The organism is Streptacidiphilus sp. EB129, from assembly GCF_041262645.1.
In the GTDB taxonomy this organism is placed as follows: Bacteria; Actinomycetota; Actinomycetes; order Streptomycetales; family Streptomycetaceae; genus Streptacidiphilus.
This window is the reverse complement of the sequence record NZ_JBGCCS010000020.1, coordinates 22,798-48,425: the sequence shown is the minus strand read 5'-3', so window position 1 is coordinate 48,425 and position 25,628 is coordinate 22,798. Positions and strand designations below refer to the sequence as shown.

The 25,628-nt window shown below is 73.5% G+C and carries 20 protein-coding genes; 16 read left to right on the top strand and 4 right to left on the bottom strand.

Translation table 11 applies throughout. The features are described from left to right. The first annotated feature begins 50 nt into the window (after positions 1 to 50). The 4 genes from ABH925_RS23460 to ABH925_RS23445 all read left to right on the top strand — a co-directional run bounded on the left by ABH925_RS23460 (position 51) and on the right by ABH925_RS23445 (position 4,428). Positions 51 to 1,070, top strand: a complete 1,020-nt coding sequence (locus ABH925_RS23460) for an ATP-binding cassette domain-containing protein (RefSeq protein ID WP_370150792.1) — start codon at positions 51 to 53, stop codon at positions 1,068 to 1,070. Continuing rightward, on the top strand, positions 1,067 to 1,897 hold the full coding sequence (locus tag ABH925_RS23455) for an ABC transporter permease (RefSeq protein ID WP_370150790.1): 831 nt from the start codon (positions 1,067 to 1,069) through the stop codon (positions 1,895 to 1,897). Before ABH925_RS23460 ends, ABH925_RS23455 begins: the two co-directional genes overlap by 4 nt. Positions 1,898 to 2,072: 175 nt before the next feature. Beyond that, on the top strand, positions 2,073 to 3,305 hold the full coding sequence (locus ABH925_RS23450) for an aminotransferase class I/II-fold pyridoxal phosphate-dependent enzyme (RefSeq protein WP_370150789.1): 1,233 nt from the start codon (positions 2,073 to 2,075) through the stop codon (positions 3,303 to 3,305). Continuing rightward, the gene (locus ABH925_RS23445; protein WP_370150788.1) at positions 3,289 to 4,428 is read left to right on the top strand and encodes a GNAT family N-acetyltransferase; all 1,140 of its coding nucleotides are present in this window, start codon (positions 3,289 to 3,291) and stop codon (positions 4,426 to 4,428) included. Before ABH925_RS23450 ends, ABH925_RS23445 begins: the two co-directional genes overlap by 17 nt. A 56-nt stretch (positions 4,429 to 4,484) precedes the next feature. Here the strand turns inward: ABH925_RS23445 and pabB are convergent, their stop codons facing one another. Beyond that, positions 4,485 to 6,617 (bottom strand): aminodeoxychorismate synthase component I, encoded by a 2,133-nt coding sequence (pabB, locus tag ABH925_RS23440; protein WP_370150787.1) that lies wholly within the window; start codon positions 6,615 to 6,617, stop codon positions 4,485 to 4,487. A 382-nt stretch (positions 6,618 to 6,999) separates the two neighbouring features. Between pabB and ABH925_RS23435 the strand changes: the two genes are divergently transcribed. The 7 genes from ABH925_RS23435 (at position 7,000) to ABH925_RS23405 (ending at position 13,847) form a co-directional block, all read left to right on the top strand. After that, positions 7,000 to 8,400, top strand: coding sequence for a class I adenylate-forming enzyme family protein (locus tag ABH925_RS23435; RefSeq protein ID WP_370150786.1), 1,401 nt, complete (start codon positions 7,000 to 7,002; stop codon positions 8,398 to 8,400). After that, complete coding sequence (locus tag ABH925_RS23430; protein ID WP_370150784.1) at positions 8,397 to 8,645, top strand: acyl carrier protein; 249 nt, start codon at positions 8,397 to 8,399, stop codon at positions 8,643 to 8,645. Before ABH925_RS23435 ends, ABH925_RS23430 begins: the two co-directional genes overlap by 4 nt. Further along, positions 8,635 to 9,903, top strand: coding sequence for a beta-ketoacyl synthase (locus tag ABH925_RS23425; protein ID WP_370150783.1), 1,269 nt, complete (start codon positions 8,635 to 8,637; stop codon positions 9,901 to 9,903). The genes ABH925_RS23430 and ABH925_RS23425 overlap by 11 nt, the downstream gene beginning before the upstream one ends. Then, positions 9,900 to 10,538, top strand: a complete 639-nt coding sequence (locus tag ABH925_RS23420; protein WP_370150782.1) for a hypothetical protein — start codon at positions 9,900 to 9,902, stop codon at positions 10,536 to 10,538. The genes ABH925_RS23425 and ABH925_RS23420 overlap by 4 nt, the downstream gene beginning before the upstream one ends. Before the next feature lie 57 nt (positions 10,539 to 10,595). Further along, positions 10,596 to 12,221: a class I adenylate-forming enzyme family protein gene (locus ABH925_RS23415; RefSeq protein WP_370150781.1), complete on the top strand. Its 1,626-nt coding sequence runs from the start codon at positions 10,596 to 10,598 to the stop codon at positions 12,219 to 12,221. Between the two features lie 97 nt (positions 12,222 to 12,318). Beyond that, the gene (locus ABH925_RS23410) at positions 12,319 to 12,588 is read left to right on the top strand and encodes a phosphopantetheine-binding protein (RefSeq protein WP_370150780.1); all 270 of its coding nucleotides are present in this window, start codon (positions 12,319 to 12,321) and stop codon (positions 12,586 to 12,588) included. Then, positions 12,585 to 13,847: a beta-ketoacyl synthase gene (locus ABH925_RS23405; RefSeq protein ID WP_370150779.1), complete on the top strand. Its 1,263-nt coding sequence runs from the start codon at positions 12,585 to 12,587 to the stop codon at positions 13,845 to 13,847. Before ABH925_RS23410 ends, ABH925_RS23405 begins: the two co-directional genes overlap by 4 nt. A 1-nt stretch (position 13,848) precedes the next feature. On the opposite strand, the gene ABH925_RS23400 is transcribed toward ABH925_RS23405, so the two are convergent. Continuing rightward, entirely contained in the window at positions 13,849 to 14,562 is a 714-nt protein-coding gene (locus ABH925_RS23400; RefSeq protein WP_370150778.1) for a 4'-phosphopantetheinyl transferase superfamily protein, read from the bottom strand. 53 nt (positions 14,563 to 14,615) lie between these two features. Here ABH925_RS23400 and ABH925_RS23395 point away from each other — a divergent pair, with 53 nt between their 5' ends. Then, positions 14,616 to 15,899 (top strand): 3-deoxy-7-phosphoheptulonate synthase, encoded by a 1,284-nt coding sequence (locus ABH925_RS23395; protein ID WP_370150777.1) that lies wholly within the window; start codon positions 14,616 to 14,618, stop codon positions 15,897 to 15,899. Positions 15,900 to 15,938: 39 nt separating this feature from the next. Here the strand turns inward: ABH925_RS23395 and ABH925_RS23390 are convergent, their stop codons facing one another. Beyond that, complete coding sequence (locus ABH925_RS23390; RefSeq protein ID WP_370150776.1) at positions 15,939 to 16,478, bottom strand: hypothetical protein; 540 nt, start codon at positions 16,476 to 16,478, stop codon at positions 15,939 to 15,941. 184 nt (positions 16,479 to 16,662) lie between these two features. Between ABH925_RS23390 and ABH925_RS23385 the strand changes: the two genes are divergently transcribed. The 4 genes from ABH925_RS23385 to ABH925_RS23370 all read left to right on the top strand — a co-directional run bounded on the left by ABH925_RS23385 (position 16,663) and on the right by ABH925_RS23370 (position 22,746). Beyond that, complete coding sequence (locus ABH925_RS23385) at positions 16,663 to 17,640, top strand: carbohydrate kinase family protein (protein ID WP_370150775.1); 978 nt, start codon at positions 16,663 to 16,665, stop codon at positions 17,638 to 17,640. Between the two features lie 197 nt (positions 17,641 to 17,837). Beyond that, positions 17,838 to 20,015 carry an HAD-IIB family hydrolase gene (locus ABH925_RS23380; RefSeq protein WP_370150901.1) on the top strand — a complete coding sequence of 726 codons (2,178 nt, stop codon included), beginning with the start codon at positions 17,838 to 17,840 and terminating at the stop codon, positions 20,013 to 20,015. 120 nt (positions 20,016 to 20,135) lie between these two features. Further along, positions 20,136 to 20,819, top strand: coding sequence for a class I SAM-dependent methyltransferase (locus ABH925_RS23375; protein ID WP_370150900.1), 684 nt, complete (start codon positions 20,136 to 20,138; stop codon positions 20,817 to 20,819). Between the two features lie 55 nt (positions 20,820 to 20,874). Continuing rightward, complete coding sequence (locus tag ABH925_RS23370; protein WP_370150774.1) at positions 20,875 to 22,746, top strand: SpoIIE family protein phosphatase; 1,872 nt, start codon at positions 20,875 to 20,877, stop codon at positions 22,744 to 22,746. A 34-nt stretch (positions 22,747 to 22,780) separates the two neighbouring features. On the opposite strand, the gene ABH925_RS23365 is transcribed toward ABH925_RS23370, so the two are convergent. After that, the gene (locus ABH925_RS23365; protein ID WP_370150773.1) at positions 22,781 to 25,432 is read right to left on the bottom strand and encodes a SpoIIE family protein phosphatase; all 2,652 of its coding nucleotides are present in this window, start codon (positions 25,430 to 25,432) and stop codon (positions 22,781 to 22,783) included. Positions 25,433 to 25,628: the final 196 nt, after the last annotated feature.

The window sequence follows — 25,628 nt, the reverse complement described above, 5'->3', positions numbered from 1 at the left end:
CGGGGGAACCTCAGGAGTCTGGTCGCGGAAGCTTCTGGGGAGGGGTGGGGATGTCGGCGGCGATCAGGGTCGAGGGCCTGGTGAAGACCTACGGGGGCAGGCACCCGGTGCGGGCGCTCGACGGCGTGGACCTGGACGTGCCGGAGGGCACGGTACTGGGCCTGCTCGGCCCCAACGGCGCCGGGAAGACCACCGTGGTGCGGATCCTGGCCGGTCTGCTGCGGCCGGACGCCGGACAGGCCCGGGTACTCGGGCTCGACGTCGCCCGGGACCCCGAGCGGGTTCGCGCGCTGATCGGCCTCTCCGGCCAGTACGCGGCCGTCGACGACACCCTGACGGCGCGGGAGAACCTGGTCCTGGTGGGACGGCTGCACCACCTGGGCAAGCGGAACTCCTCGGCCCGCGCGACGGAACTGCTGGACCGCTTCGGCCTCACCGAGGCGCGGGACCGCGTGGTCAAGGGGTTCTCGGGCGGGATGCGGCGGCGCCTGGACCTGGCCGCGGCACTGGTCGCCGAGCCCGCCGTGCTCTTCCTGGACGAGCCCACCACCGGCCTCGACCCCCGCAGCCGGATGGACCTGTGGGACGTGCTGGCCGAACTGGTCGCCTCCGGCACCACGCTGCTGCTGACCACCCAGTACCTGGAGGAGGCCGACCGGCTGGCCGATGCCATCGCGGTCGTGGACCACGGCCGGGTGATCGCCAGGGGCACCGCGGACGAGCTCAAGGAACGGGTCGGCGGCGAGCGGGTGTCCGTCGTGGTGCGGGACCGCGCCCGGCTCGACGCCGCGGTGGCCGCCCTCGACGGGCTCGGTCTGGCACCGCCGCGTGCCGAGCCACGGACGCGCGGGATCACGCTGCCGGTGCGCGGCGGTGCGCGGGTGCTGATGGAGGCGCTGCGCCGGCTCGACGCGGTCGGCATCGAACTGGACGACGCGGCCCTGCGCAAGCCCACCCTCGACGACGTCTTCCTCGGCCTCACCGGTCACGCCGCCCGGCCCGCGGACGCCAACGCCGATGCTGATGCCGCCGATCCCGACGCCGCCGCCACCGCCGGGAGCCGGGCGTGAGCGCCCTGGCACCGGGCGGCCGCCAGGCGCGGGTGCTCGCCGACGGCTGGGTGGTGACGCTGCGCAACCTGCGGCGGCTCACCCGGATTCCGGAGCTGGGCGTGCTGGCGATCGTCCAGTCGGTGATGTTCCTGCTGCTGTTCTCCTATGTCTTCGGCGACGCCATCCCGGTGCCCGGCGGCGACTACCGCGGCTTCCTGATGGCCGGGATCTTCACCCAGACCGTGGCCTTCGGGGTCGGGGCGACCGCCGTGGGGCTCGCCGACGACCTGCACAAGGGACTGATCGACCGGTTCCGCTCGCTGCCGATGGCCCGCTCCGCGGTGCTGTCCGGGCGGACCGCGGCCGACCTGATCCAGAACGTCCTGATCGTCGTGGTGATGTCGGGCTGCGGCCTGCTGGTCGGCTGGCGCCTGCACCGGGGGCTGACGATGGCGCTGGCAGCGTTCGGGCTGATCCTGCTCTTCGGCTTCGCCATGAGCTGGATCGGCGCGCTGATCGGGCTCTGCGTGACCACCGTGGAGGCCGCCAACACCGCGGGCGTCGTCTGGCTCTTCCCGCTCACCTTCGTCTCCGACGTCTTCGTCCCGGTTCGCTCACTGCCGGGCTGGCTGCGCCCGGTGGCGGAGTGGAACCCGGTCTCGACCACCGCGCGGGCGGCCCGGGAACTGTTCGGCAATCCCACCGGGGACGTGCCGGGGCAGCCGGCCCCGCACGACTTCCCCATGCAGCACCCGGCCCTGGCCTCCCTGCTCTGCTCAGCGCTGGTACTGGCGGTCTTCGTCCCGCTGTCGGTACACCGATACCGCACCGTCTCGGCGCGCTAGCAACTCTCGTGGACGTCCGGAACCGCACGCCCCATGGACGCCGGCGCCCCACGCCCCCTACGTTGGCACCCGTGCGCGGCGGTCGACTCCCGCACCGGCAGAGCATGTACCGGCAAGGCATTCTGACGGATCACCACTTGGCACGCCCACCCCGCCCGATCCGGGAGACCTGGACATGTCCGAGAACGACAGCGCCATCCGCACCTGGGGATTCACGGAGTTCGTCCGCAACGGAGTAGCCAGCGGCAACGTGTACCAGGACATCCCCCGGCTGGACGGGGCGTCCGACGCCGTGGTGAGCATCGAGGGCCGGCGCCTGGTGAACTTCGCCTCCATCAACTTCCTCGGCCTGCAGCACGATCCGACGGTCCTGCGCCGCTTCAAGGACGCCGCCGACGTCTACGGGATCGCGACCGGCGGTTCCCGGGCCACCCAGGGCGTGTGCCGGCCCCACCAGGAGGTGGAGCGGCTGCTCTGCGAGGCCACCGGCAAGGAGCGCGCGATCAGCTTCGCCTCGGGGCTGCTGGCCAACCTCGGCTTCGTCACCGCGATGGGCGCCCGGCTGAGCATGGGCCGGGGCACGTCCGTGGACAACTCCGACACCGTCTTCGTGCTGGACCGGTACAGCCACTGGAGCCTGTTCAAGGCCACCGAGCACCTGGAGTTCGGCAAGACCCTGGTCACCTTCCGGCACAACGACCCCAAGGACCTCGAACGCCATCTGGAGCGGCTGGCCGGGCGCAAGGTCGTGGTGATCTTCGAGAGCGTCTACTCGGCGGACGGCACGGTCGCCCCCATCGGTGACCTGGTCGACGTCTGCGCCCGTCACGGTGCGGTGAGCTTCGTCGACGACGCCAACGGGTTCCTGGTCTACGGTCCCGAACACCGGCCCTTCGCGGAGGAGTACCGGGCGATGCGCCGGGCCGACTTCGTGATGGTGTCCTTCTCCAAGTCCGTGGGCCTGGAGGGCGGCGCGGTGGCCGGCCCGGCGGACGCCATCCACGCGTTCGACGTGCTCTCGGGAACGTCCATGTTCACCGCCGCGATGCAGCCGCCGACGGCCGACGCCGCCGCGTACATCATGCGCAGGCTGATGGACGACCACTCGGTGGTGGACGGCTACCTCGCCCGGGTGGCGGACTTCCGGCGCCGGCTGGAGCAGACCGGCTGCACGGTCAGCCCCACCCGGACCTATGTGATCTCGGTGTTCATCGGCAAGGGCGAGACGGCCGAGCAGGTCCGCCAGGAGTTCATCGAGCGCGGCTACCTGGTGCCGGTCTTCCGCTACCCGGCGGTCAAGAAGGGCGAGTCGGTGATGCGGCTGATGCTCAACGCCCGCCACACCGAGGAGCAGGTCGACGGCTTCGTACAGACCCTGGCCGAGGTGCGGCGTGAGTACGGATTCTGACGCACCGGCAGCCCTGCGGCAGTCGGGGATCACCGTACGGGTGGCCCGCGACCTGGACGAACTCGACGCGAAGAGCTGGGACAGCCTGTGCCGTCCCGACGACTACTTCCACGCGGACTACCTGCGCGCCCTGAGCCGGTCCGGCCTCGACTGCTCCTTCCGCTTCCTGCTCGCCGAGGAGGCGGGCTCCGCCGTGGGGCTCGCCTTCGGCTACACCTTCGCGCCCCCGGTCGCCGGACCGCTGCGGATCCGGGTGTTCAGCACCGGATCTCCGACCGACATCGGCTTCCCCTTCGTCGTCCGGCCGGGGACCCCGGCGGAGCCGGTGCTGGCCGCTCTCGGTGCGGCCATGGTGGCGGAGGCCCGCCGGTCACGCGCCGCCGGGCTGCTGCTGCGCGACGTGGTCCACGAGGAGGAGGTGGCCGGACACGAGCACACCCTGGCCCGCCTCGGTTTCCGCCGCTTCCCGCTGTTCGCCGAGGCGGTCCTGCCGATCGCCTGGGCCTGCTACGACGACTACCTCCAGGCGCTGCGCAAGCGCTACCGCCAGAACATCCGGCGCAACGCCGCCCAGGTCGAGGCGGCCGGCTTCACCCTGGAGGTCCTCCCCGGCCCCGAGGCCGTGCACCTGGCCGGGGAACTCCAGCCGCTGTGGCTCCAGGTCTTCCGGCGCCACCCCGAGGAGTGGGATCAACTCCTGCTCCCCGTCGCCTACTTCCAGGAAATCCTGGCACTCCCGGGCACGGTGCTGCTGCTGCTGCGGCACCAGGGCCGCCTGGTGGCCTTCGACCAGCTGATGGCCAACGGATCCGTCCTGGACTCCAAGTTCTGCGGCCGCGACTACGAACGGCTGGGCCGTGAGCCGGTCGGCCACATGCTCATCGCCGAGACCATCCGCTACGCCTGCGACCACGGATTTGCGCTGCTGAGCTTCGGCATCTCCAACGAGTCGGTGAAGTCCCGCTTCGGCTGCACCTTCCGGGTGGTGCACGGCTACCGTCGCCCGATCGCCCTCGCCATGCGCCTGGCCCGGACCCTCCGCCTGGAACAGCACCTGGTCCGCGGCTACGACGTGGCCTCCGCGGCGGACGACGACTCCCGGGGCCACGTCTTCCGCGACTGACCGGCGGGCGCCGAGTGGCGCGCCCGCCGGGGTCGGTGCGCCCCGCCGGGCGGGGTTCAGCGGTCGGGGAAGTCGGTGGCCAGCAGGCGGAGCAGGGGGGTCGCCTTGACGGCGGTCTCCTCGTACTCCTCCTCGGGGTCGGACAGGGACACGATCGCGCCGCCGACGCCGTAGCGGGCGCCCTCGGGACCCAGCACCAGCGTGCGGATGACGATGCTCAGGTCGGCGGCGCCGGAGAGCGAGAAGTAGCCGATCGCACCGGAGTAGACACCGCGCGGACCGCCCTCCAGCTCGTCGATGATCCGCATGGTGCGGATCTTGGGCGCGCCGGTCATCGACCCTCCGGGGAAGGCCGCCCGGACACAGCCGACCGCGCTGCTGTCGGCACGCAGCCGCGCCCGGACCGTACTGACCAGCTGATGGACGGTGGCGAAGGTCTCCACGTCGAACAGCCGGTGCACCTCGACCGAGCCGACCTCCGCGCAGCGGCCCAGGTCGTTGCGGACCAGGTCCACGATCATCAGGTTCTCGGCGCGGTCCTTCTCGCTGAGTGCGAGTTCCGCACGGAGTTGCTCGTCCTCCTCCGGCGTGCGTCCTCGCGGCCGGGTTCCCTTGATCGGCTTGGACTCGACGAGCCGGTCCCGGTCGATCCGCAGGAAGCGCTCGGGCGAGGTGCTGAGCACCGCCAGCGGGCCGAACCGCAGCAGGGCGCCGAAGGGCGCCGGGCTGGCCCGGCGCAGGAAGCGGTAGCCGGTCCATGCCTCGGTCGCGGCCGGGGCACCGGCGGCGATCCGGTTGGTCAGGCAGACCTCGTAGGTCTCACCGGCCGTGATGGCGTCCAGGCAGGTTCCTATCAACTCCAGGTAGTGCTCCCGCTGATGACGGAGGCTCAGTGGTGTTCGACGACCGGTCGGCGGGGCCTCGTCCAGGTCGGGTTGGCGGCTCTCCAGTGCCCGCAGGGCGTCCTCGGTGCGGTGCAGCCAGTCCGTGGCGGGCTGCTCGTGGCCGTCCTCGGAGAGCGCCAGCAGGTAGACCGTCCCGGTGCCGTGGTCGAAGACGACGGCACGGTCGGCGAAGACCATCGCGGCATCCGGCTCGGTGGACCGGTGGACGCGCTCGCCCCCGCACTCGGCCTTCAACTCGTAACCGAGGTAACCGACCCAGCCGAGGGCGAAGTCGAAGGGCAGCTCCGGCGCCTCGATCCGCGCCGAGCGCAGATCCTGCTCCAGCCAGTCCAGGAAGCCGCCGGTGTGGATCCGCGTGCCGTCCGCTCCGGTGACGGTCACCTGGCCGGTCCACACGTCCGCGACCGCGACGCGGGCCAGCGGGCCGCTCGCGTCCCCCATCATCGAGAAGCGCCCGGTCAGCGGATCGGGACGGCTGCTGTCGAGCCAGAACGCGTGCTCGCTCGCGAGGAACAGCCGGTCGAACACCGACTCCGCCGCGCAGGACAGCGGTAGGTGACGTACGGTCAGCGCCAGGCGGCGCTGTTCCGGCTCCGGCACCGCGCAGCCGGGCCGGGTGGCCCCGAGCTGCTGCGCCGGCCGGGTGCTCGGCCCTGCGTCCGGTCTCTCCGCCCCCGGTCTCTGCGCTTCCGGTCTCTGCGCTCTCGGTCGCTGCAGCGTCAGATCGCGGAAGTTGGACAGCAGCAGCCGGCCGTCGGCCGTGCAGATCGACTCCGGGTGGAACTGCACGCCCCACAGCGGACGGTGCCGGTGCCGCAGGCCCATCAGCACCCCGTCCGCGGTCCAGGCGACGGCCTCCAGATCGGCCGTCAGGTCCTCGACCGCGAGCGAGTGGTAGCGCACGGCGTCGAACGGGGACGGCAGCCCGGCGAAGAGGTCGGCCCCGTTGTGGAACACCGGCGACACCCGGCCGTGCCGTACCTCGGGGGCCGGGGACACCTTGGCCCCATGGGCGAGTGCGATGCCCTGGTGGCCCAGGCACACGCCCAGCAGCGGGAGCCGGCAGTGGTCGACGAGTTCCCGGCACAGCCCGAAGTCGGCCCCCCGTTCGGGCGTGCCCGGTCCTGGGGATATCACCACGTTGTCGAAGTCGGACAGCCGTGAGGCGTGCCATCCGGGCTCGTCGTTGCGGATCACCGTGGGCTCCCGGCCGTTCACCTCCGCCAGGTAGTGGAACAGGTTGTAGGTGAACGAGTCGTAGTTGTCCACGAGGAGGGTCCGCATGGTCGTGCCCCTTCGGTTCGCGATGCGGTGGTGTGCGGCGCAGGGGTACCGGGTTCGTCTCGTGCAGGGCATGTCGGCGGCACCGAACGAGGCGCGGACATGCTGAAGGAGCGGTTGTACCGGGTGTCATGACTCCCCCCGTCCGGCCGGACCGCGGCAAAAGGCTACGACACTTTCGGGGTGTTGACCCAAGCCCGTCACAACTGTTCTTCCGGGCGCCCGAGTTCCGCTTCCGCATGCCGTTTCCGCAGGTCCTGGCAAGTGCCTCGGACCCCTGTGCGACGGGGTTCCGCTTGGCTATGCTGACCGCTGGTCGACACCTCGGCCGACGGCACCAAGCCGGCACGTCGGCGGCGCACTGGAACCCCCGGGGGGAGCACTGGTGAGCAACGGCACCCATGCGGCCACAAGCGGTGAGTGGATCGACGAGACCCTGCTGGCAGGCCCTGACCACGAGGTCCTGCTGGGGCTCGACCGCCCGATCGACCGCGCCGCGCTGCGCGGCGCGGTCGCCGAACGCCAGAGCCTGCTGGTCGCGGCCGGTCTGCGGGCCGGCGGCACCGTGGCCCTGCGACTCCCGCCCTCACTCGCCTTCGTGGCGAACCTGCTCGCCTCCTGGCGCTGCGGCGCCCAGGCGATCCTGATCGACCACCGGCTGACCACGGCCGAGGTGGACCGGATCCTCGACCGATTACGCCCGCAGCTGCTGGTGGAACCGGACGGGCCGGTCTCCGCGCAACTGCGCGGCTTCGTCGAGCCGGCCGAGCGCATCGTCCCCCGTACGGGCGCGCCGGCCGAGAGCGCGCACTGCCTGGTCCAGTTCAGCTCGGGGTCGACCGGCCCGTCCAAGGTCATCGGGCGAACCGCCGAGGACCTGATCGCCGAGACCGAGCGCTACACCAGGATCGAGGACATGCCCCGGCGCGGCGAACGCCTGGTGCTGCTCAACTCGCTGATCCACACCTTCGGCCTGGTCGGCGGCCTGCTGCACGGGCTGCACGCCGGGGTGCAGCTGGTCCTGCCGGGCCGGATGACCGGCGGCGGAATCCTCGCCGCGCTCGGCGCCGGGAGCGAACCGACCACCCTGTTCGGTGTCCCCTTCCACTACGAGCTGCTGGCAACGCTGGCCGACCCGCCGCCGCTGCCGCACCTGGTCGCCGCGGTCAGCGGCGGCGAGCTGATCCGCCCGGACGTGTCGGCCGCGTTCGGCGAACGCTTCCGCGTCCCGGTCGGCGAGTGCTACGGGATGACCGAGACCGGCGTCATCGCCATGGACGTCGCGGCCCGCCACCGCCCGTCCGCCGGACGTCCGGCGCCCGGTGTCCGGGTGCGCGCACAGGACGGGGAGTTGCTGGTCGCCCTGGAGCACTCGCCGTATCTGGGCGCCGCCGACCCCTCGCGCTGGCACGACGGCTGGCTGCACACCCGCGACGCGGCGGAGCTGGACGAGCGGGGCGTGGTCACCCTGCGCGGGCGGCTGGACTCCCAGGTCTCCGTCGGCGGCCTCTCGGTCGACCTCAACGAGGTCGAGCAGTTCCTGGCCGCCCTGCCCGGCGTGACGGAGGCGGTAGTGGTCCACGACGACGGCATCGAGGCGTACCTGGCGCTCGCCGGGACGGCGACGCTGGACGAGGTGGAAGCCGCGCTGGCCCAGCGGCTGGCTCCGTTCAAACGGCCGCGGCTGCTGCACGGGGTGAGCGGACTTCCGCGTACCTCCACCGGCAAGCGGGTCCGTGACGTGGCGGTGCTGCGTGCCGCCGTCGCACCGGCGCGGCACCGGTGAGCGCCGACCGGCCCGTGGACCGGGACACCGTCGTCTCCCTGCTGGCCACCTTTCACAACAGGGCTCCCGGCGCCGTTGGCGAGCGGATCGGTTCACTGGAGCTGACCTGGCTGATCCACGCGGCGGAGCAGCACTACGGCATCTGCCTGGACCTGTCCGACGCGCAGTTGGAGCTGATGGAGACGGTGACCGGCGCCACCGCCGTGCTCGCCGAGTCGATCGGCGGTGCGGCCGATGGCCAGTGACCCGGGCCGCCACAGACGTGGCTCCAGCGCTGTCGTCACCGGCCTGGCGGTGGCGTCGGCCTGCGGACGCGGCCCCGACGCGCTCTTCGACAGCGTCTGCGCCGGTACCCCCGCCTTCGGACCGGTGACCCGCTTCGACACCGCGGCGCGCCGGGTGCGGGTGGCGGCGACGCTGCACGATGCCGCCCCGCTCCCGGAGGAGCTGGCCGAGGCGCTCCACCAGTCCTGTACACAGGCAGGACTGACGGTTGATCAGCGGAAGGACTCCCCGCTGCTGCTGGCCTGGCATCCGGGTCCCGACGCGGTCCGGGCCGCCCGCCGCGCGTCCGAGGCCGTCAAAGAAGCCGCATCCGTTACCGCAGCCGTCACCGAAGCCGCAGTCGCAGCCGTGGCCGTCCACGCGCCGAAGCTGTCGGCCGCGACGCACGCCCCGGGCAGCCCCGATGCGCACTCGGCGGCGGCCATGGCGGCGGGGCTGGCCGCCCGGTGCGGTCTCGGCGGGGCGGTGCGCACCTACACCACCGCCTGCGTCTCGGCGAGCACGGCGGTGGCCGACGCGGCCGCGATGATCGCCACGGGCCGGGCCGACCGCGTTGTGGTGGCCGCCGGATACCTGGTGGACCAGGACTACTTCGGCCTGTTCGACGCCGGGCGCGCACTGGCCACGGACGGGCGGATCCGGCCGTTCAGCCGGGGCCGTACCGGACTGCTGCTGGGCGACGCCGTGGCCGCGGTGGTGCTGGAGTCGCCGGGCGCGGCGCGCGCACGCGGCGCGGAGGTGCTCGGCCGGGTACTGGGCTGGGGCAGGGCGGGTGACGCGCACCATGTCTGCCGTCCGCATCCGGAGGGCGCCGGGGTGGCCAGGGCGGTCAGGGCCGCACTGGACCGCGCGGGGGTGTCCGCGGAGGAGCTCGACTACGTCAACGCCCATGGCACCGGTACCCCGTTCAATGACTCGGCCGAGGCCGCCGGACTGCGACGGGCGCTCGGCCCCGCCGTCGACCGGACACCGGTCAGCTCCACCAAGTCCGTGCACGGGCACACCCTGGAGGCGTCCGGGCTGCTCGAACTCGCAGTGGTGCTCCAGGCCCTGAGGCACGGGCGGCTGCCGGTGAACGCGGGCTTCCTGGACGCGGACCCGGAGTGCCGCCTCGATCTCGTCCTGGGGGAACCACGCGAGTCCCGGGCCCGGTACGCGCTCAGTCTGAACGCGGCCTTCGGCGGTGCCAACACCGCCCTGCTGATCGGGGCGCCATGAACCGCAACGGAACCGTCGGCAAGGGGAACGTCGGCAACGGGACGGGCGGTGACGGGACCAGGGGTGACGGCGCGGCGCTCCGCTGGACCTGCTCGGCCCGCTGGCCGGAGCCCGGCGACGGCGACCAGCCCCCGCCACTGCCCGGCTTCGTGGAGTCCACGTTCAGCCCGATGGTGGCGGCGGCGGCCGAGCGCTGCCTCCGGCAGGCCGTGGGCCCGCCGCCGGTCGCTCCGGAGCGCGGGGAACGTATCGCGGTGGTCCTGGTGAGCGTGGGCGGCGACGTCGGCACGGCGGACGCGACCGCCGCCGCCGTGGACGCCGGCCGGTCCGTACCGCCGCTGCTGTTCTTCCAGTCGGTGCCCAACTCCGTCGTCGGCCATGTGGCCTCGCGGTGGGGACTGGCCGGGCCGGTGCTCTGCGTCAGCCCGGTCGGCGACCCGCAGGACGACGGCAGGGAACTGGCGCAGCTGCTGGTCGAGGACGGCGAGGCCGACGAGGTGCTGGTCATCCTCGCCGAGCAGGCACGCGGCCCCGGCGGGCGGAGCCACGCCACGGCGGTACTGGCACGGTCATGGGACGCGGGCGAGGACTCCGGCCCGCAGTGCTCCAACCACGAGTGCTCCAACCACGAGTGAGCTGACCACGAGTGAGCTGACCACGAGTGAGCTGACCGGACCGAGGAAAGGACGCACATGCGGGCACGAAGCATCCGGGGGCGACTCGCCGCCGATCCGGCGCTGGGCGCGGGGAACGTCCTGTCCACCCTGGTCTCGCTGGGCGTCGACCCGGACGAGCCCACGCTGACCTTCGACACCGACGTCGACGGCCATCCCGCCTGGAAGCCCCTCACCCTGGGCGAGCTCGACCGGGCGGTGGCCACCCGGTCGGCCGGGCTGCACGCCCTCGGCGTGCGCCCGCGCGACCCGGTCGCGGTCTACGGGGTCACCGCCGCCGACCAGATGCTCTCGTTCCTGGCACTGGTCCGGCTGGGGGCCATCCCCGCGCTGGTGAACGGCAACCTCCGCGGAGCCGTGGCCGCCCGCTACATCAGCGGGCTGAAGGCGGTGGGAGTACTGGCCGACGCCGCCTCCTGGTCCCGGCTGGCCGAGCACGACCCGGGGGCGCCGCTGCTCGGTGCCCCGGACCGGATCGACGGCCACCGTCCCTCGGACGCGCCCGCACCCTACCGCCACCACCCCGACGACCCGATCGCGATCACGCACTCCTCGGGAACCACCGGCGAGCCCAAGGCGGTCACCTCCACCCACGCCACGCTCTTCGCCGCGATCCGGCACCGGCTGTCGGTTCCGCGCGCCCAGGGCGCCGACCGGATCCTCTGCGCCCTCCCCGCCGCCCACAACGCCACCCTGACCGCGCTGAACCTGGCCCTCGGCAACCGCGGCGAGATCCTGCTGCTCTCCGCCCAGGACGGCGGAACCGTCGTGGACGCGGTCCGGCGCTGGCGTCCGGGCATGGTCCTCGGCTTCGCGGTGACCTGGTCACAGCTCGCCCACGCCGAACTCGACGCGGACGACCTGGAATCGGTGCGGGTCTGGTGGAACACCGGGGACTGCGCCCACGAGGCGCACATCCGGCGGCTGGTCGCGGTCGGCAGCCATGATGTGGCGACCGGCAAGGGGATCGAGCACCGTGCCGGGTCGATGTTCGTCGACGGGCTGGGCTCCACCGAGCTGGGCCACTCGCAGTTCCACATCACCCACCGCGCCGACAGCGACCGCTTCGACCGCTGTATCGGCCGACCGCACCTGTTCGCGCAGGCCGAGGTACTGGACCCGTCCGGCGAGCCGCTGCCCGCCGGACGGGTGGGGCAGCTCGCGGTCCGCTCCCCCACGGTGACCCCGGGGTACTGGAACGACTCGGCGGCCACCTACCGCACCCGGCAGGGGGGTTGGTTCCTCCCCGGCGAGCTGGTCTACCGCACCGAGGACGGCTACTACCACCATGTCGACCGGGCCGCGGACGCGATCGACCTCGGTGACGGCACCCACGTCTACACCGCGCTGTCCGAGGACCGGGTCCTGGCCGCCTGCCCGGAGGTGCTGGACTGCACCGTGGTCGCGGTGCGGCACGGTACCGGGGTCAGCACCCACGTCCTGCTCAGGCTCGCGCCCGGCGCGGACCCGGCGGTCGACCGTACCGAGGAGGTACGGGCCGCGCTGCGCGACGAGCGGGTGGCCGCGACGGTGCGCCGCGTCGCGGTCGTGCCCGAGGAGGAGATCCCGCTGGGCGCCACCGGCAAGGTACTCAAGGCGGTACTGCGGGCGCGCTACTCCTCGGCGGAGGCCACCGCGCCCTGACCGCCGCACCCTTGACCAGCGCACCCCCTGCGCACCGTATCCCTGCCCACCGCACCCCCTGACCACCGCACCGTCACCACGACCTCAAGGAGCAGTCATGACCGGGGAGATAGCCGAGTTCATCATCCAGGCGCTGCGGGAGATGAACTACGACGTCGAGGACCTCACCGCCGACACCGACCTGGGTCCCGCCGGACTCGACCTGGAGTCCCTGGCCCTCGCGGAGCTGACGGTCCAGATCGAGGACACCTACGGGCTGAGATACAGCGACGAGGACACCGAGGCGCTGGCCGTGCTCACCGTCGGCGGGCTCGCCGCGGAGCTGGCCGCCAAGCTGGCGGTCGCGAGCGGGGACAAGCCCCAGTGAGTGCGCACCACGGCGCGGTGGTCACCGGCATCGGCCTGGTCAGCCCGCTGGGCCGCAAACCCGGCGCGTTCTATGACGCGCTGCTGGCCGGCCGCTCGGGCCTGCGCAGGCCCGAGCAGGGCCATCCGGCGGCGGGCTGGCTGGACGTCGCCGGGATCTCCCCGGAGATCGACCCCCTGGAGGTGCTGCCGGCCACCGAGGTCCGCGCCGTGGACCGCTTCGTGCTGCTGGGCCTGGCGGCGGCGGACGACGCACTCGCGGACGCCGGGCTGGTGGTGGGCCGGGACGTGGACCCGCGCCGGGTCGCGGTGGTCGTGTCCACCGGCGGAGGCGGCCTGCACACCTACGAGCAGTACGCCCACGCCCGGCTGGAACGCGGCCGGCCGGGCGTCAGCCCCTATCTGCTCCCGGGGATGCTCTCCAACATGGCGACGGCCAGGATCGCCATCAAGCACGGCATCCGCGGCTACAGTTCCTCCATCGTCACCGCCTGTGCGGCCGGGGCGCACTCCATCGCGGAGGCGCTGCGGCTGATCCGGGCGGGCGACGCGGACGTGGTGGTCTGCGGCGCGGCCGAGGCCCCGCTGCATCCGACGATCGCCGCGGCGTTCACCAACGCGCGTGCCCTGGCCCGTGGTTGGGACGATCCGGTGGAGGCCAGCCGGCCGTTCGACGCCGGGCGCAACGGCTTCGTGCTCGGTGACGGCAGCGCGGTGCTGGTGGTGGAGCGCAGCGGGCACGCCGACGGCCGGAACGCGCCGGGCCATGCCGACCTGCTCGGCTGGGGCGCGTCCACCGACGCCCACCACCCCACCATGCCGCGCCCGGACGGCGAGGGCGCGGCCGACTCGATGCTCGCCGCACTCGCCTCGGCCGGCCTCGCGCCGGCGGACGTGGACTACGTCAACGCGCACGGGACCAGCACCAAGCTGGGCGATGTGGCCGAGGCCGCCGCACTGCGGCAGGTCTTCGGCGAGCAGGGCCCCGCGGTCAGTTCCACCAAGGGCGCGACCGGGCACCTGCTCGGCGCGGCCGGAGCGGTCGAGGCCGTGGCGTGCGTCCTGGCGGTGGCGCGCGGGGCGGTGCCGCCGACGGTCAACCTGGAGCAGCCGGACCCGGCCTGCGCCCTCGACCATGTACGGGGCTCCGCACGGCTGTTGACCGTACGCGCCGCGCTCTCCAACTCCTTCGCCTTCGGCGGGCACAACGTCAGTCTGCTGTTCGGCCCGCCGAGCACCAGGAGGGCGCGGCTGTCCTGACTCACCCCTCCCCGCCGTACCACCAGCTCCACCGCACCTGGAACCCGCCTTCGCCCCGCAGTGCCAGCGCGGCACGGTAACCCCGGGGCGCGGCAAGGTCCGTGACCCGATAGCGGCGCTCCGCTGCCGGAGCCCCCTCGTTCCCGGCACCCCCATACCCCACCACCAGCGGTGCGCTGCCATGGACAGGCATCCCCAGGCCGTCGGCCATCCGCCCGCCGGCCGCCTTCACACAGGCCTCCTTGCGGGTCCACAACTCGGTGAAGCGTTCGGCCAGCCCTGCCCCGGAGCCGTCGGCCGTGACATAGGCGACGTCCCCGGGCGGGAAGAACCGCGCGCAGACACGGGACGCGTGGGCCGCGACCGGCACTCGCTGGACGTCCACCCCGACCGGGCGGCGCACGGTCACGGCGACGGCGATCAGCTCGTCCGAGTGCGAGAGGCTGACCTGTGCCGCGTCCCCCGGGTAGGCCAGTTCGGGCTTGCCGTGGCGGCTCCGGGACCACCGGATCCGCTCCGGCGGCACTCCGAGACGGTCGCCGAGGAGCACCCGCGTCGCGCCGTGCGCGAGGACGAACCGCCTCCGTTCGTCGGGACGCGCCATCGCCTCGGCGCGCCGTCGCTCGTCCTCGCCCAGCGTGCGCGCCACCGCGGTGACGACCGGCTCCGGCAGCCGGGCCGGGATCAGCCAGACCCGGGCGCTGTCAGGACTCACCCGCGACTCCCTCCGACCTCCACTCACCACACCTTCGCAGAGGATGAGTTGACATGACTTGGCCGGTTTCGTTGCAGGGCGGGGCGGCCTGCCCGCACGGCTGCGCCGGGGACAGGGTACCGGGGCGTGCGAGATCGCACAGCACGCCGATCGCGCCCGGGGAGTACCGCGCGTGGACGACCCTCCCGGCGCTGCAGCAGCCGTCCTGGGACGCCCCGGACGCGCTGCCGGAGATCACCGCGCGGCTGGCGGAGGCACCGGGACTGGTGCGTCCGGACGAGGTCCGCCGGCTGGGCCGTCTCCTCGCCGGGGTCGCGGCCGGCCGGTACCAGGTGGTCCAGGCCGGCGACTGCGCCGAGGACCCCGGCGCATGCACCCCCGTCGGCATCGGCCGCAAGCTGGCGCAACTGGAGGCGCTGGCAGGGGTGATGGCGGTGAACTCCGGCAGACCCGTGGTCCGCGTGGGCCGGATCGCCGGCCAGTTCGCCAAGCCCCGCTCGCGCCCGACCGAGTGGGTCGGCGGGGTCGAACTTCCGGTCTACCGTGGACATCTGATCAACGGTCCGGAGCCGGACGCGAAGCTGCGCCGCGCCGACCCGGCCCGCATGCTCTCCTGCTACCGCGCCGCGGCCACCACCGCCGGCTTCCTGCGGCGCGACGCCGCGGTGCGGGGAGCCTGCCCGGTCGGCGCACGCACCTGGACCAGCCACGAGGCGCTGGTGCTCGACTACGAACTGCCGCTGCTGCGCCGCACCGGCGACACCGGGGAACTGCTGCTCTGCTCCACCCACTGGCCCTGGATCGGCGACCGCACCCGGCAGCTCGACGGCGCACATGTCACCCTGCTCGCCGCCGTCGCCAACCCGGTCGCCTGCAAGGTCGGGCCCGGCATGGACACCGGCGAACTGCTGGCGCTCTGCGACCGCCTCGACCCCCGGCGCACCCCGGGGCGGCTCACCCTGATCTCCCGGATGGGCGCCGGCACCGTCGCCGACCGGCTGCCGCCCCTGGTCGCCGCGGTACGCCGGGAGGGCCACCCGGTCATCTGGCTGTGCGACCCGATGCACGCCAACACCATCACCGTGCCCACCGGCGCCGAAGGCCTGAAGACCCGGCTGGTGACGACGGTCGCCCGCGAGGTGCGCGGATTCCTGACCGCCGTCGGCGCGGCCGGGGGGATCGCCGGCGGCCTGCACCTGGAGACCACGCCCGACCAGGTCACCGAGTGCGTGACGGACGCGAGCCGGCTGCACCGGGTCGGCGAGAAGTACACCTCCCTCTGCGACCCCCGGCTCAACCCCGGGCAGGCCCTCCACATCGCCGCCTGCTGGCACTGACCCGCGGCGTCGGCCTTCCCCCGCCCGTCCCGGGCAGCCTCAGGCCTGGAGGCGCTCGCGGGCGTGGCGGGCCGTCACCTTCGCCAGTTCGTGCCAGAACGGGGCAGCGGTGAGATAGAGGCCGAGGGCGGAGAGGATCCCGAAGGACACGTCCACGCTGAGGCGGCCCTCTCTGGCCCAGTAGACGTCCCTGAGGTCGAGCAGCAGCGCGAACTCGTCCGCGATCAGTGCCGCACCGGCTCCGTAGGCGGCTCCGACGCCGGGGTGTCCGGTGTACTCGGCGTCTCCGCGCACGGCCACCAGACCCACCCCGGCCAGGGTGGCGATCCCGATGTTGTAGTGGTGCAGATGGGTGCCACCGGCGGAGATGTTGCCCCAGGGCAGCCACCCGCCGCGGATGCCGTGGGTGATCACACGCACGGTTCCGAACGTCGCCCCGAAGGACAGCCAGGTGGCCAGCAGGGATCGCTGGACCGGCGTGGTGCGGTGGTCCAGCGTCGTGCGCCAGTGCCCCAGCAGCCCGGGCCCGGCGCGGTTCGGCCGCCCGTCCTGCGTGAACGTCTCCGATGCTGCGGGCATGGCACCTCCCAACGGTCCCCGCGTGTTCGCGGGCGCACCGTCGAGGCTATGGCCGGCTCGGACGGAACGCGCGGCGAGCCGGCCGAAGCCGGCCCCGGGGAGCCGCCCCCGCGAGGCTTGGGATTGCGACAGCGGGGGGAGCCTGGTTCTGCCTCGGCAACCGCCGAGGCAGAAGGGGGACGGCATGCAGAGCAGCCGCGGGGCCGGAAGCGAGCCGGAAGAGGTCTGCCCGGAGCCCTGGGGCTGCGAGGTGCTGGTCGTCGGGGCGTACTTCGCCGACCTGATCTTCCGCGATCTGACCCGGCCGGTCCTGCCCGGCTCGGAGGTGTTCGCCGGGGCGCTGGACCTGCTCCCCGGCGGGGCCTTCACCCCGGCGATGGCCATGCACCGCCTGGACCATGCCGTGGTGTGGGCCACCGACTTCGGCGACGACCTGTTCAGCGGGCAGATCCTGGCCGCGGCCCGCGCGGAGGGCCTCGACGAGCGGGGCTTTCGCCACCATCGCGGCCCGGTCCGCAGCGTGACGGCCTCACTGTCGTATCCGGGTGACCGGGCCATGGCCAGCTTTCAGGACCAGGTCGACCCGCAGCCGCTGGCCGCGTTGGTGCGGGAGCATCGCCCCCGGGTCCTGCTACTGCCCCAGCTCCAGTACGGGGAAACCGTGCTGGCCGCGCTGCGGATCGCCGGCCGGCTCGGCACCCTGGTCTTCATGGACTGTCAGGACGTGCCCGGCACGCTCGACGATCCCGCGCTGCGCGCCGTGCTGGCCGAGGTGGACGTCTTCGCCCCGAACGCGGACGAGGCCCTGCGGCTGACCGGTGCGAGCACCCTCGACGGTGCGCTCTACCGGCTCGCGCCGCTGGTGCGCACCGTGGTGGTGAAACGGGGCGGTCACGGCGCCAGCGCCGTCAGCGCCGGGGACCGCCACGACATCGCCGCCATCCCGGTCGACGTGGTGGACACCACCGGCGCAGGCGACTGCTTCAACGCCGGATTCCTGCACGCACGCCTGGAGGGCAGACCGCTTCCCGACTGCCTGGCCGCGGCCGTCGCCTGCGGCGCCGCGGCAGTCACCGGGCCCGGCTCCCGGCTCGCCCTGGACCGGGCCGGCCTCCGGCGCTGGCTGTCCCGTGCCCCGCGTCCTGAGACTGCGAAGTCCTGAGACTGCGAGGTCCTGAACCGCGTGAGCCCCCGAGCCCCGTGGTTGCCGGGCGACGCCGCGCTCGAACCGAAAGCCCATTTCGGCATGTGCACTTCAACGGGTTGTCGGTTCGTGTTAGCGTGCCGTTGATCCTGCCCCGAGCCACGCCCCAGCCGATCGGCGGGGGCGCGGCTCCACGTGCCGATCGGCGGTTGCGCATGAAGATCCTGGTCACCGACCTGGACGGCACGCTTCTCGGCGGCGACGGCACCGATCGCCGCCGCCTGCACGCGGCCCTCAGCCGCCACCCGGAGGTGACGGTGGTCTTCGCGACCGGGCGCGGACTGCCGTCGGTGGTCCAGGTCCTCCACGACCCGCTGGTTCCGCGGCCACGGTGGATCATCACGGATGCGGGAACCGGCGTCGTCGACGGCGCGGACCTGACGCCGGTTCAGGAGTTCCAGGAGCGGCTCCGCGCCCACTGGCCCGGTTCGGGAGCGGTACGCGCCGCGTTGGACCGCTTCCCGGCGCTCCGCTACCAGCACGGCGTCGCCCAGGACGGCCGCTGCTCGTTCCACCTGCGCCCCGAGGACCTGACCCGGGAACTCACGGACGCCGTACGGGAACTGGGCTGCACCTGGCTGTACTCGGCGGACCGCTACTTCGATGTACTGCCCCCGAACGCGGGCAAGGGCAGCGCCCTGGCGGCCCTTGCCGCCCAGCAGGACTGGCCGATGTCCTGCGTGCTGGTGGCCGGCGACTCCCTCAACGACCTGTCGTTGTTCGGACTCGGAGCGCACGGCGTGATCCCGTCGAACGCGGAGCCCGGCCTGCGCGCCGCCGTACCCGCGGACGACCTGGTCACCCGCCCCGAGCAGCCGGGAGCGGCAGGCGTCCTGTCGGCCCTGCAGGCGCTCGGCTGGGTGGAGCGCGACCATCCCCTCGTGGTCGGCTACCACCGCCCGCCGGTGAGCCGGACCCCCGCCGGATGGCAGCCGCCGGCCAGCCCCAACGGCATCCTGCCCACCCTGCGCAGCCTGCTCGCCGGCGGCCTGGACGCCGTCTGGGCCACCGCCGCGATCGACGGACCGGACGGCGCCGGACCGGACGGCGCCGGACCCGACGGCGCTTCGGATGCCGCGCCCCTCGGGCAGGGCCACGAGACCGGGCTGCCGCTGTCCTTCGTGCGGCTGAGTCCCGCCCAGTGGTCCGGGTACTTCCACCGCGCCTGCAAGGACACGCTGTGGCCGGTGCTGCTGTCGCAGCCCCGGCGGATGGGCTTCGACCCGGCGGCCTGGGACCAGTACCGCCAGGTCAACGCACGCTTCGCCGACCACATCAGCGCCTGCGCCGCACCGCGCGCCACCGTCTGGCTGCACGACTACAACCTGTGGCTCGTCCCCGGCCTGCTCCGCCCGGTCCGCCCGGACCTGCGGATCGGCCTGTTCCACCACACCCCCTTCCCCGCACCCGAGATCCTCGCCGCCCTGCCCACCGTGACCGAGATCCGCCACTCCCTGACCTGTCTGGACTGGGCGGGATTCCACACCCGCGCGTTCGCCGACAACTTCCGCCGAACCCTCGCCGGCACGGCCTGCCCGCCCCGGGTGGGAGTGCACCCGCTGGGCGATGACCGCGACGCCATCGCCGCGCTGGCCCGCAGCCGCGGCGCCGGGACCCGGCCGGGCAACGGCATGCTGGTGCTCTCCGTCGAGCGCCTGGACTACGCCAAGGCTCCGGTGGAGAAGGTCGAGGCCGTGGCCGCGCTGCTCGCCCTCCACCCCTGGTTACGCGGGCGGCTGCGATTCCGGCTGGTCTGCCCGCCGCCCGAAGCCGGCATCACCGCCCACGAGACCACCCGGCGCAGGCTGGAGCGCCGGATCACCGAGGTCAACCGGCTCTGGGGCACCGCCGCCTGGCAGCCCGTCGAGTACCTGCCGGTCAGCCTGTCCTTCGCCGAGGTGATCGACCAGTACCTCGCCGCCGACGTGTTCTGGGTGACCTCCCTTCAGGACGGGATGAACCTCACCGCGAAGGAGTTCGTCGCCGCCCAGGCGGCCGTCCGCGGCGCCGGGGTCCTGGTCCTCTCCCGCCATGCCGGCGCGGCGGAGGAACTCGGCGAGGCGGCGCTGCTCACCGACCCGCACGCCCCCGACGACCTCCGCAACGTCCTGCACCGGGCCCTGCTGCTCCCTCCCGGGGAACGGCGCAGCCGGCTGACGCGCCTGTCCGCCCTGCTCGGACGGCACCACCCCGCGGACTGGGCCGCCGACATCATCGCCGCCATCGGCCGCGCGGGCGCCGCCGCTCCGGCTCCCGACCGTGCCGGGACGCGTGCCGGATCACCGGCGGGACTGCGCCGGACACCGTCGCTGGTGCTCGGCCCGACGACCTGACAAAGTCCACTCCGGATCGGCCAACTGATGTCATCCGACCGCGAGTTCATCCTGCCGACTTCATCCCGGACGGATAGGGTGTGGGAGAATTCTGGCATGACTCAGTCAAGGGATGTGTCCATGGGCAGCGGGAGCAGCGGTGTCGGGCAGCAGAGCGGCCGGCCGGACCGTACCGGCCAGGCCGAGGCCTTCGACGCCATCGGGGACCGCTACGACGAGGCCTTCCCGCACAAGGACGGTCAGCTCGCCACCGGTGAGTGGCTGATCGGGTCGCTGCCTGGCGGGGCCCGGGTGCTGGATCTCGGCTGCGGGACCGGGGTGCCGACCGCCCGCCAGCTCGCGGACGCGGGGCTCGACGTCGTCGGCGTCGACCTGTCCGGCGGGATGGTCGCGCTCGCCCGCAAGAACGTCCCGGACGCGCTGTTCCACCAGCTGGACATCGCCGACGTGCGCCCGGGCGGCAGCCCGGAGCTGGGCCGCTTCGACGCAGTGGTCGCCTTCTTCTCGCTGCTGATGCTGCCGCGCGCGGAGATCCCGGTCGCCCTGCGGACGGTCCACCAGCTGCTGTCCCCCGGCGGCCTGTTCGTACTGTCCATGGTCGAGGCCGACGTGGACTACTTCGCGATCCCGTTCCTCGGAAACACCGTGCGGGTGTCCGGGTTCCTGCGGGACGACCTGCGCAAGGTCGTCGAGGAGGCGGGCTTCGAGATCGTCGCGGAGTCCTCGCACAGCTACGCCCCGGCCATCGCGGACGTACCGCCGGAGGAGCAGATCTTCCTGCGCTGCCGTCGCAACAACGGCTGAGAGTCTCCCATCCGCTCGCCGCGACCCGCGGCGCTCACCTGATGGAACGGCGCGCGTGACCGAGCATTGGATCTCACTGGAGCAGCCCGGCACGCGGCTCGCGGCCTTCGCGGAGCCCCCGTGCACTCCCGACGCGTCCCGGCCGGACCACGACTGGGACGCGCCGGCGTTCGCCGCCGGGCCGCAGACCGACCGGCTGCGGTACCTCGACGAGGCCACCCGCCGGATCGCCGGCGGCCTGGACCTGGAGGAGACCCTCGGGGAACTGCGCCTGGCGGCGGTGCCGGCCTTCGCCGACGCGATTCTGGTGTACCTCTGCGACCCGCTCCCGTACGGGGACGAGAAGCCGACCGCCCCCGTCGTGCTCCGCCTGCACCGGCCCGAGCACCAGCCGGAGCACCGGCCCGAGCACCGGCCCGGACCCGCGACCGAACACCTGACCGCATCGATGCGGCTCGCGTCGGTCCTGCTCGCCGGGCAGCCGGTGTTCGGCAGCGACCCGTGGTCGTGGTCCGTGGCAACCGAACTGCTGGCCCCGCTGGCGGGCACCCCCGGGAGCATGCCGGACGGGCGCAGGCTGATCATCGCTCCGCTGTACGGCCGCCACCGCGTCATGGGCGCGGTCGTGCTGCTGCGCCGGCCCGAACGGGCCGGCTTCGCCGGTGACGACCTGCTCGTCGCCTCCCAGCTCGCCACCCACACCGCGCTGGGCATCGACAAGGCGGTGCTCTACGGCCACCAGGCCTCCGTCGCGGACGCGCTGCAACGCGCCATGCTCCCCTCCTCGCTGCCCGAACCGACCGGCGTGCGGCTCGCCAGCCGCTATCTGCCCGCCTCCGAGACCGCCCGGGTCGGCGGCGACTGGTACGACACGATCCCGCTGCCCGGCAACCGGATCGCGCTGGTCGTCGGGGACGTGATGGGGCACTCGATCACCTCGGCCGCGATGATGGGCCAGCTGCGCACCACCGTGCAGACCCTCGCCGGGCTCGACCTGCCGCCGGACGAGGTCCTGCACCACCTGGACGAGCAGGCCCAGCGCCTCAGCAGCGAACACCTGGCGACCTGCCTCTACGCGATCTACGACCCGGTGTCGCACCGGCTCCTGGTCGCCAACGCCGGCCATCCGCCGCCCGTGCTGCTGCACCCGGACGGGCGCGCGGAGGTGCTGTGGATCCCGCCGGGCGCGCCGATAGGCGTCGGCGGCGTCCCGTTCGAGGCGGTGGAACTGCCCGCTCCCACCGGGGCGACCCTGCTGCTGTACACCGACGGGCTGGTCGAATCCCGCGTCCGGGACGTCTGGACCGGAGTGGAGCTGCTGCGCGCCCGCCTGCACACCGCCGCCGACGTGCCCGGCTCCCCGCCGTTGGAGGAGCTGTGCGACCACGTCCTCGACGTCCTGGGCCCGGGCACCCGGGACGACGACATCGCGCTGCTCGCCGCCCGGTTCGACGGCATCCCCCCGCAGAACGTCGCGTACTGGTTCCTGGACCCGCGTCCGCAGACCCCCGGCAAGGCCCGCCGGCTGGTCCGCAGGACGCTGCGCCGCTGGGGCCTGGACCATCTGCTCGAATCCACCGAGCTGATGGTCAGTGAACTGGTGACCAACGCCGTCCACTTCGCCTCCCGGCCGATCACGCTGCGGCTGCTGCGCACGGACGTGCTCCGCTGCGAGGTGGGCGACGACTCGCCCAAGGTGCCCCGGATGGGGCAGGCCCAGCCGGGCGACGAGGGCGGCCGGGGCCTCTTCCTGGTCAGCCGGCTCGCCACGAACTGGGGGTCGACCATGCTGAGCACCGGCAAGGTGGTCTGGTTCGAGCAGAAGCTCCTCGACGAGCACCGCCGGACCGACCGCAGGACCTCCGACGAGCCGGTACGCGGTAGCGACGGCGGCACCCCCGCTGGTACGGCCCGCGGTACGGAATGAGGCGGCACGCGGTACGCCGCCCCGAGTGGGCGGATCAGGGCGCGGCCGCGATCTCGGTGAGCAGCAGGGCCACGTCGTCCGCGCGGTGTGCCGACGTGCTGGCGTCGCCCAGCAGCCGGTCGGCGAGCTCCTCCAGCGAGGTCACCTCGGCATGGGCCAGGCCGACCCGCAACCGGTCGATGCCCTCGTCGATGGTCGTCCCCGGCGCCTCGACCAGCCCGTCGGTGTAGAGGGCGAGCACCGATCCCGGCGGCAGCGGCCGCTCGCTGATCGGGTACTCGGCCAGCGGATCGACGCCGAGCAGCGGGCCGCCGGGAGCCTCCAGCACATCGGTACGGCCGTCGGCGTACCGCAGCAGCGGCGGCAGGTGCCCGGCGCGCACGATCCGCGCCCGCCCGGCGGACGGGTCCAGCCGGATCAGGCAGCAGCTGGCAAGCAGCCCGGGGTCCAGGTCCACCAGCAGCCGGTTGGTGCGGGCCAGCACCTGGTCCGGCTCGTTCCCGCTGGTGATGAACGCCCGCACCGCGCTGCGGAGCTGGCCCATGATCCCGGCGGCGGCCACGCTGTGGCCCTCGACGTCGCCGATGACCAGGCAGAGGCCCTCGGGGGTGACGATCGCGTCGTACCAGTCACCGCCGATCTCCATGCCCTGGGTTCCGGGCAGGTAGCGGGTCGCGAGGGTGATCCCGGGCACCTGCGGCAGACGGTGCGGCAGCAACGCCCGCTGGAGCCCGCGGGCGAGGGCGAACTCGGCGTCGTAGAGCCGGGCGCGCTCCAGCGCCTGGGCGATCAGGCCGCCCAGCGCGGTCAGCACGCCCCGCTCCTCGGACGTGAACGGGTGCGGCTCGTCGAAACCCAGGATGCAGCTGCCGACCGGGTGCCCGGAGGCGATCAGTGGGAGGAAGGCCCAGGCGCCCATCTCGTCCAGCGGGATCCCCGGGTAGGCGGAGGCGAGCTCGTCCACGGACGCGAAGAAGATCGGCGCGCCGGTGATCAGCGTCTCCACCCCGGGCAGCCGGGCCCGCATCGGGGTGCCCTCGAACCGGTCCAGGAACTCGTCGGGATAGCCCACCTGATGGGCCAGGTTCAGCCGGTTCTCCGCGACGACGTAGATCGCCAGCTCCTGGCCGCCGAAGGCCGGCAGGATCTGCTCCGCGACGGCCACACAGACCTCCCGGACGGTCACGGCCTGGGTCAGCGCGCTGGCCAGCTGCATCAGGTGGTAGATCGCCCCGACGCTGGCGCGCCGCACGGGTGTCGGGGCCGGCCCGAAGGCCGCGGCCGGGCCGGTCGGGTCCCGCAGCCCCGGCGCGGGCGGGTCCTCCGTCGCCGGCGGGGTCGGGGACGGCATCGCCGCCGGGGACGGGCTCGCAGCCGCGGCCGGAGGCGGGTGATCGCTCGCGGGGGGCCGGGAGGCCGGGACCACGGTGCCGGTCACCCCGTGCGCGTCCGGGTACAGCGCGAACGCCAGCCAGCGGTCGGGCGGGCGGCAGGCGAGGAACGCGGTCGGCTGCCGGGAGAGCATCGCCGCCCGGTGGCGGTCCTCGTACGCGGGATCGGAGAGCCAGGGCACGGCGTCCCACAGCTGCCGGCCCAGGAGTTCCTCCCGGTGCGCCCCCAGCAGCAGCTCCGTGCCCAGGTTCGCGTAGGTGACCCGACCGTCCGGATCGAGCGAGAGGATGCCCTGCCGGAGCCGCTCGACGGCCTCGGCGGCGGCCGCGCCCGTCCCCGTGTCGAGGACGGCGCCGACCAGACGGGACGGCGCCGTGCCGGCCACGGCCCCGGCCGCCCGCCCCCACAGCTCGACCGACCGTGACCGGTTCGCTCCGCTCGCCACCCGGAACCGCAGGTTGAGCACATGACCGTCCGTCAGCGCGCGGCGGGCGGCGGTGCGGAGGCCGGGCCGGTCCTCCGGGTGGACCGCGGCGGCCAGGGTCTCCACCCGGCCGTCGAACCGCTCGGCGTCCAGTCCGAAGATCGCACACAGCTCGTCGTCGGCCGAGACCGACCCGGTGGCGAGGTTCCAGTCGAACAGCCCCAGCCGGATCGCCGGACCCGACGCGGTGGGCAGTTCGATCACCGCCGCGTCGCTGCCGCTCTCCACCGGCTCTCCCCCGGCCGCGAGCGCCGCGAGCAGGACCCCCAGCCGGTTGGCCGCCGTCCGCAGATGGCGACGGGCTCCCGCCGGCACCCCGGCGGCCGAGGTGGGCCAGAGCGCGCAGAGCACCCCGAAGGTCTCACCCCCCGCCATGACCGGCGCATAGGCGGACGCGAACGAGTACGGCAGGCCGACCAGCAGCTGCGGGAAGCGCCGCATGGTCTCGTCCGCGCCCGAGAGGCAGACGCTGCGCCCGGTGCGATAGGCGACCGGGGCGGGCAGCGGGCTGCCCAGCGAGACGCGGCGGAACGCGCCCAGCGCCGACACCGGTACCCCGGCGACCGTGCTGAGCACGAGCGAGCGCCGGTCGCGAGAGCGCAGGTACACCATGCCGCTGTAGGCGCCGGTGCCCTTCAGCGCCTTGCGCACGGCGGTGGCGAGCAGCTCGTCCCGCTGCTGGGTCGACGCCGCCCGATATCCGCCGCCGACGGGCTCCGCGGGGGCCTGCGGGGTGTCGGGAACACGCTGAGGACGGCGGACACCATCGGGGACCGACCCGGTGCGCGTCGCCGTCGTACCGCCGGTCACACGCGGCCCTCCCGGGTCCGCCGGCACACCCTGGCGCATCTCTTCTCTGTACGCCGCCCCACCAGGGGTGTCAAGGCGAGCCAGGCCCACGGGCAGAGTGCTGCAGCGAAGCCCCTCCGCAGAGTGGCACGGACGCGCCGCCCTCGCCAAGATCGACTCAGCGATGACCGGGCGCTCGGGTGCCCCCGGGAGCAGC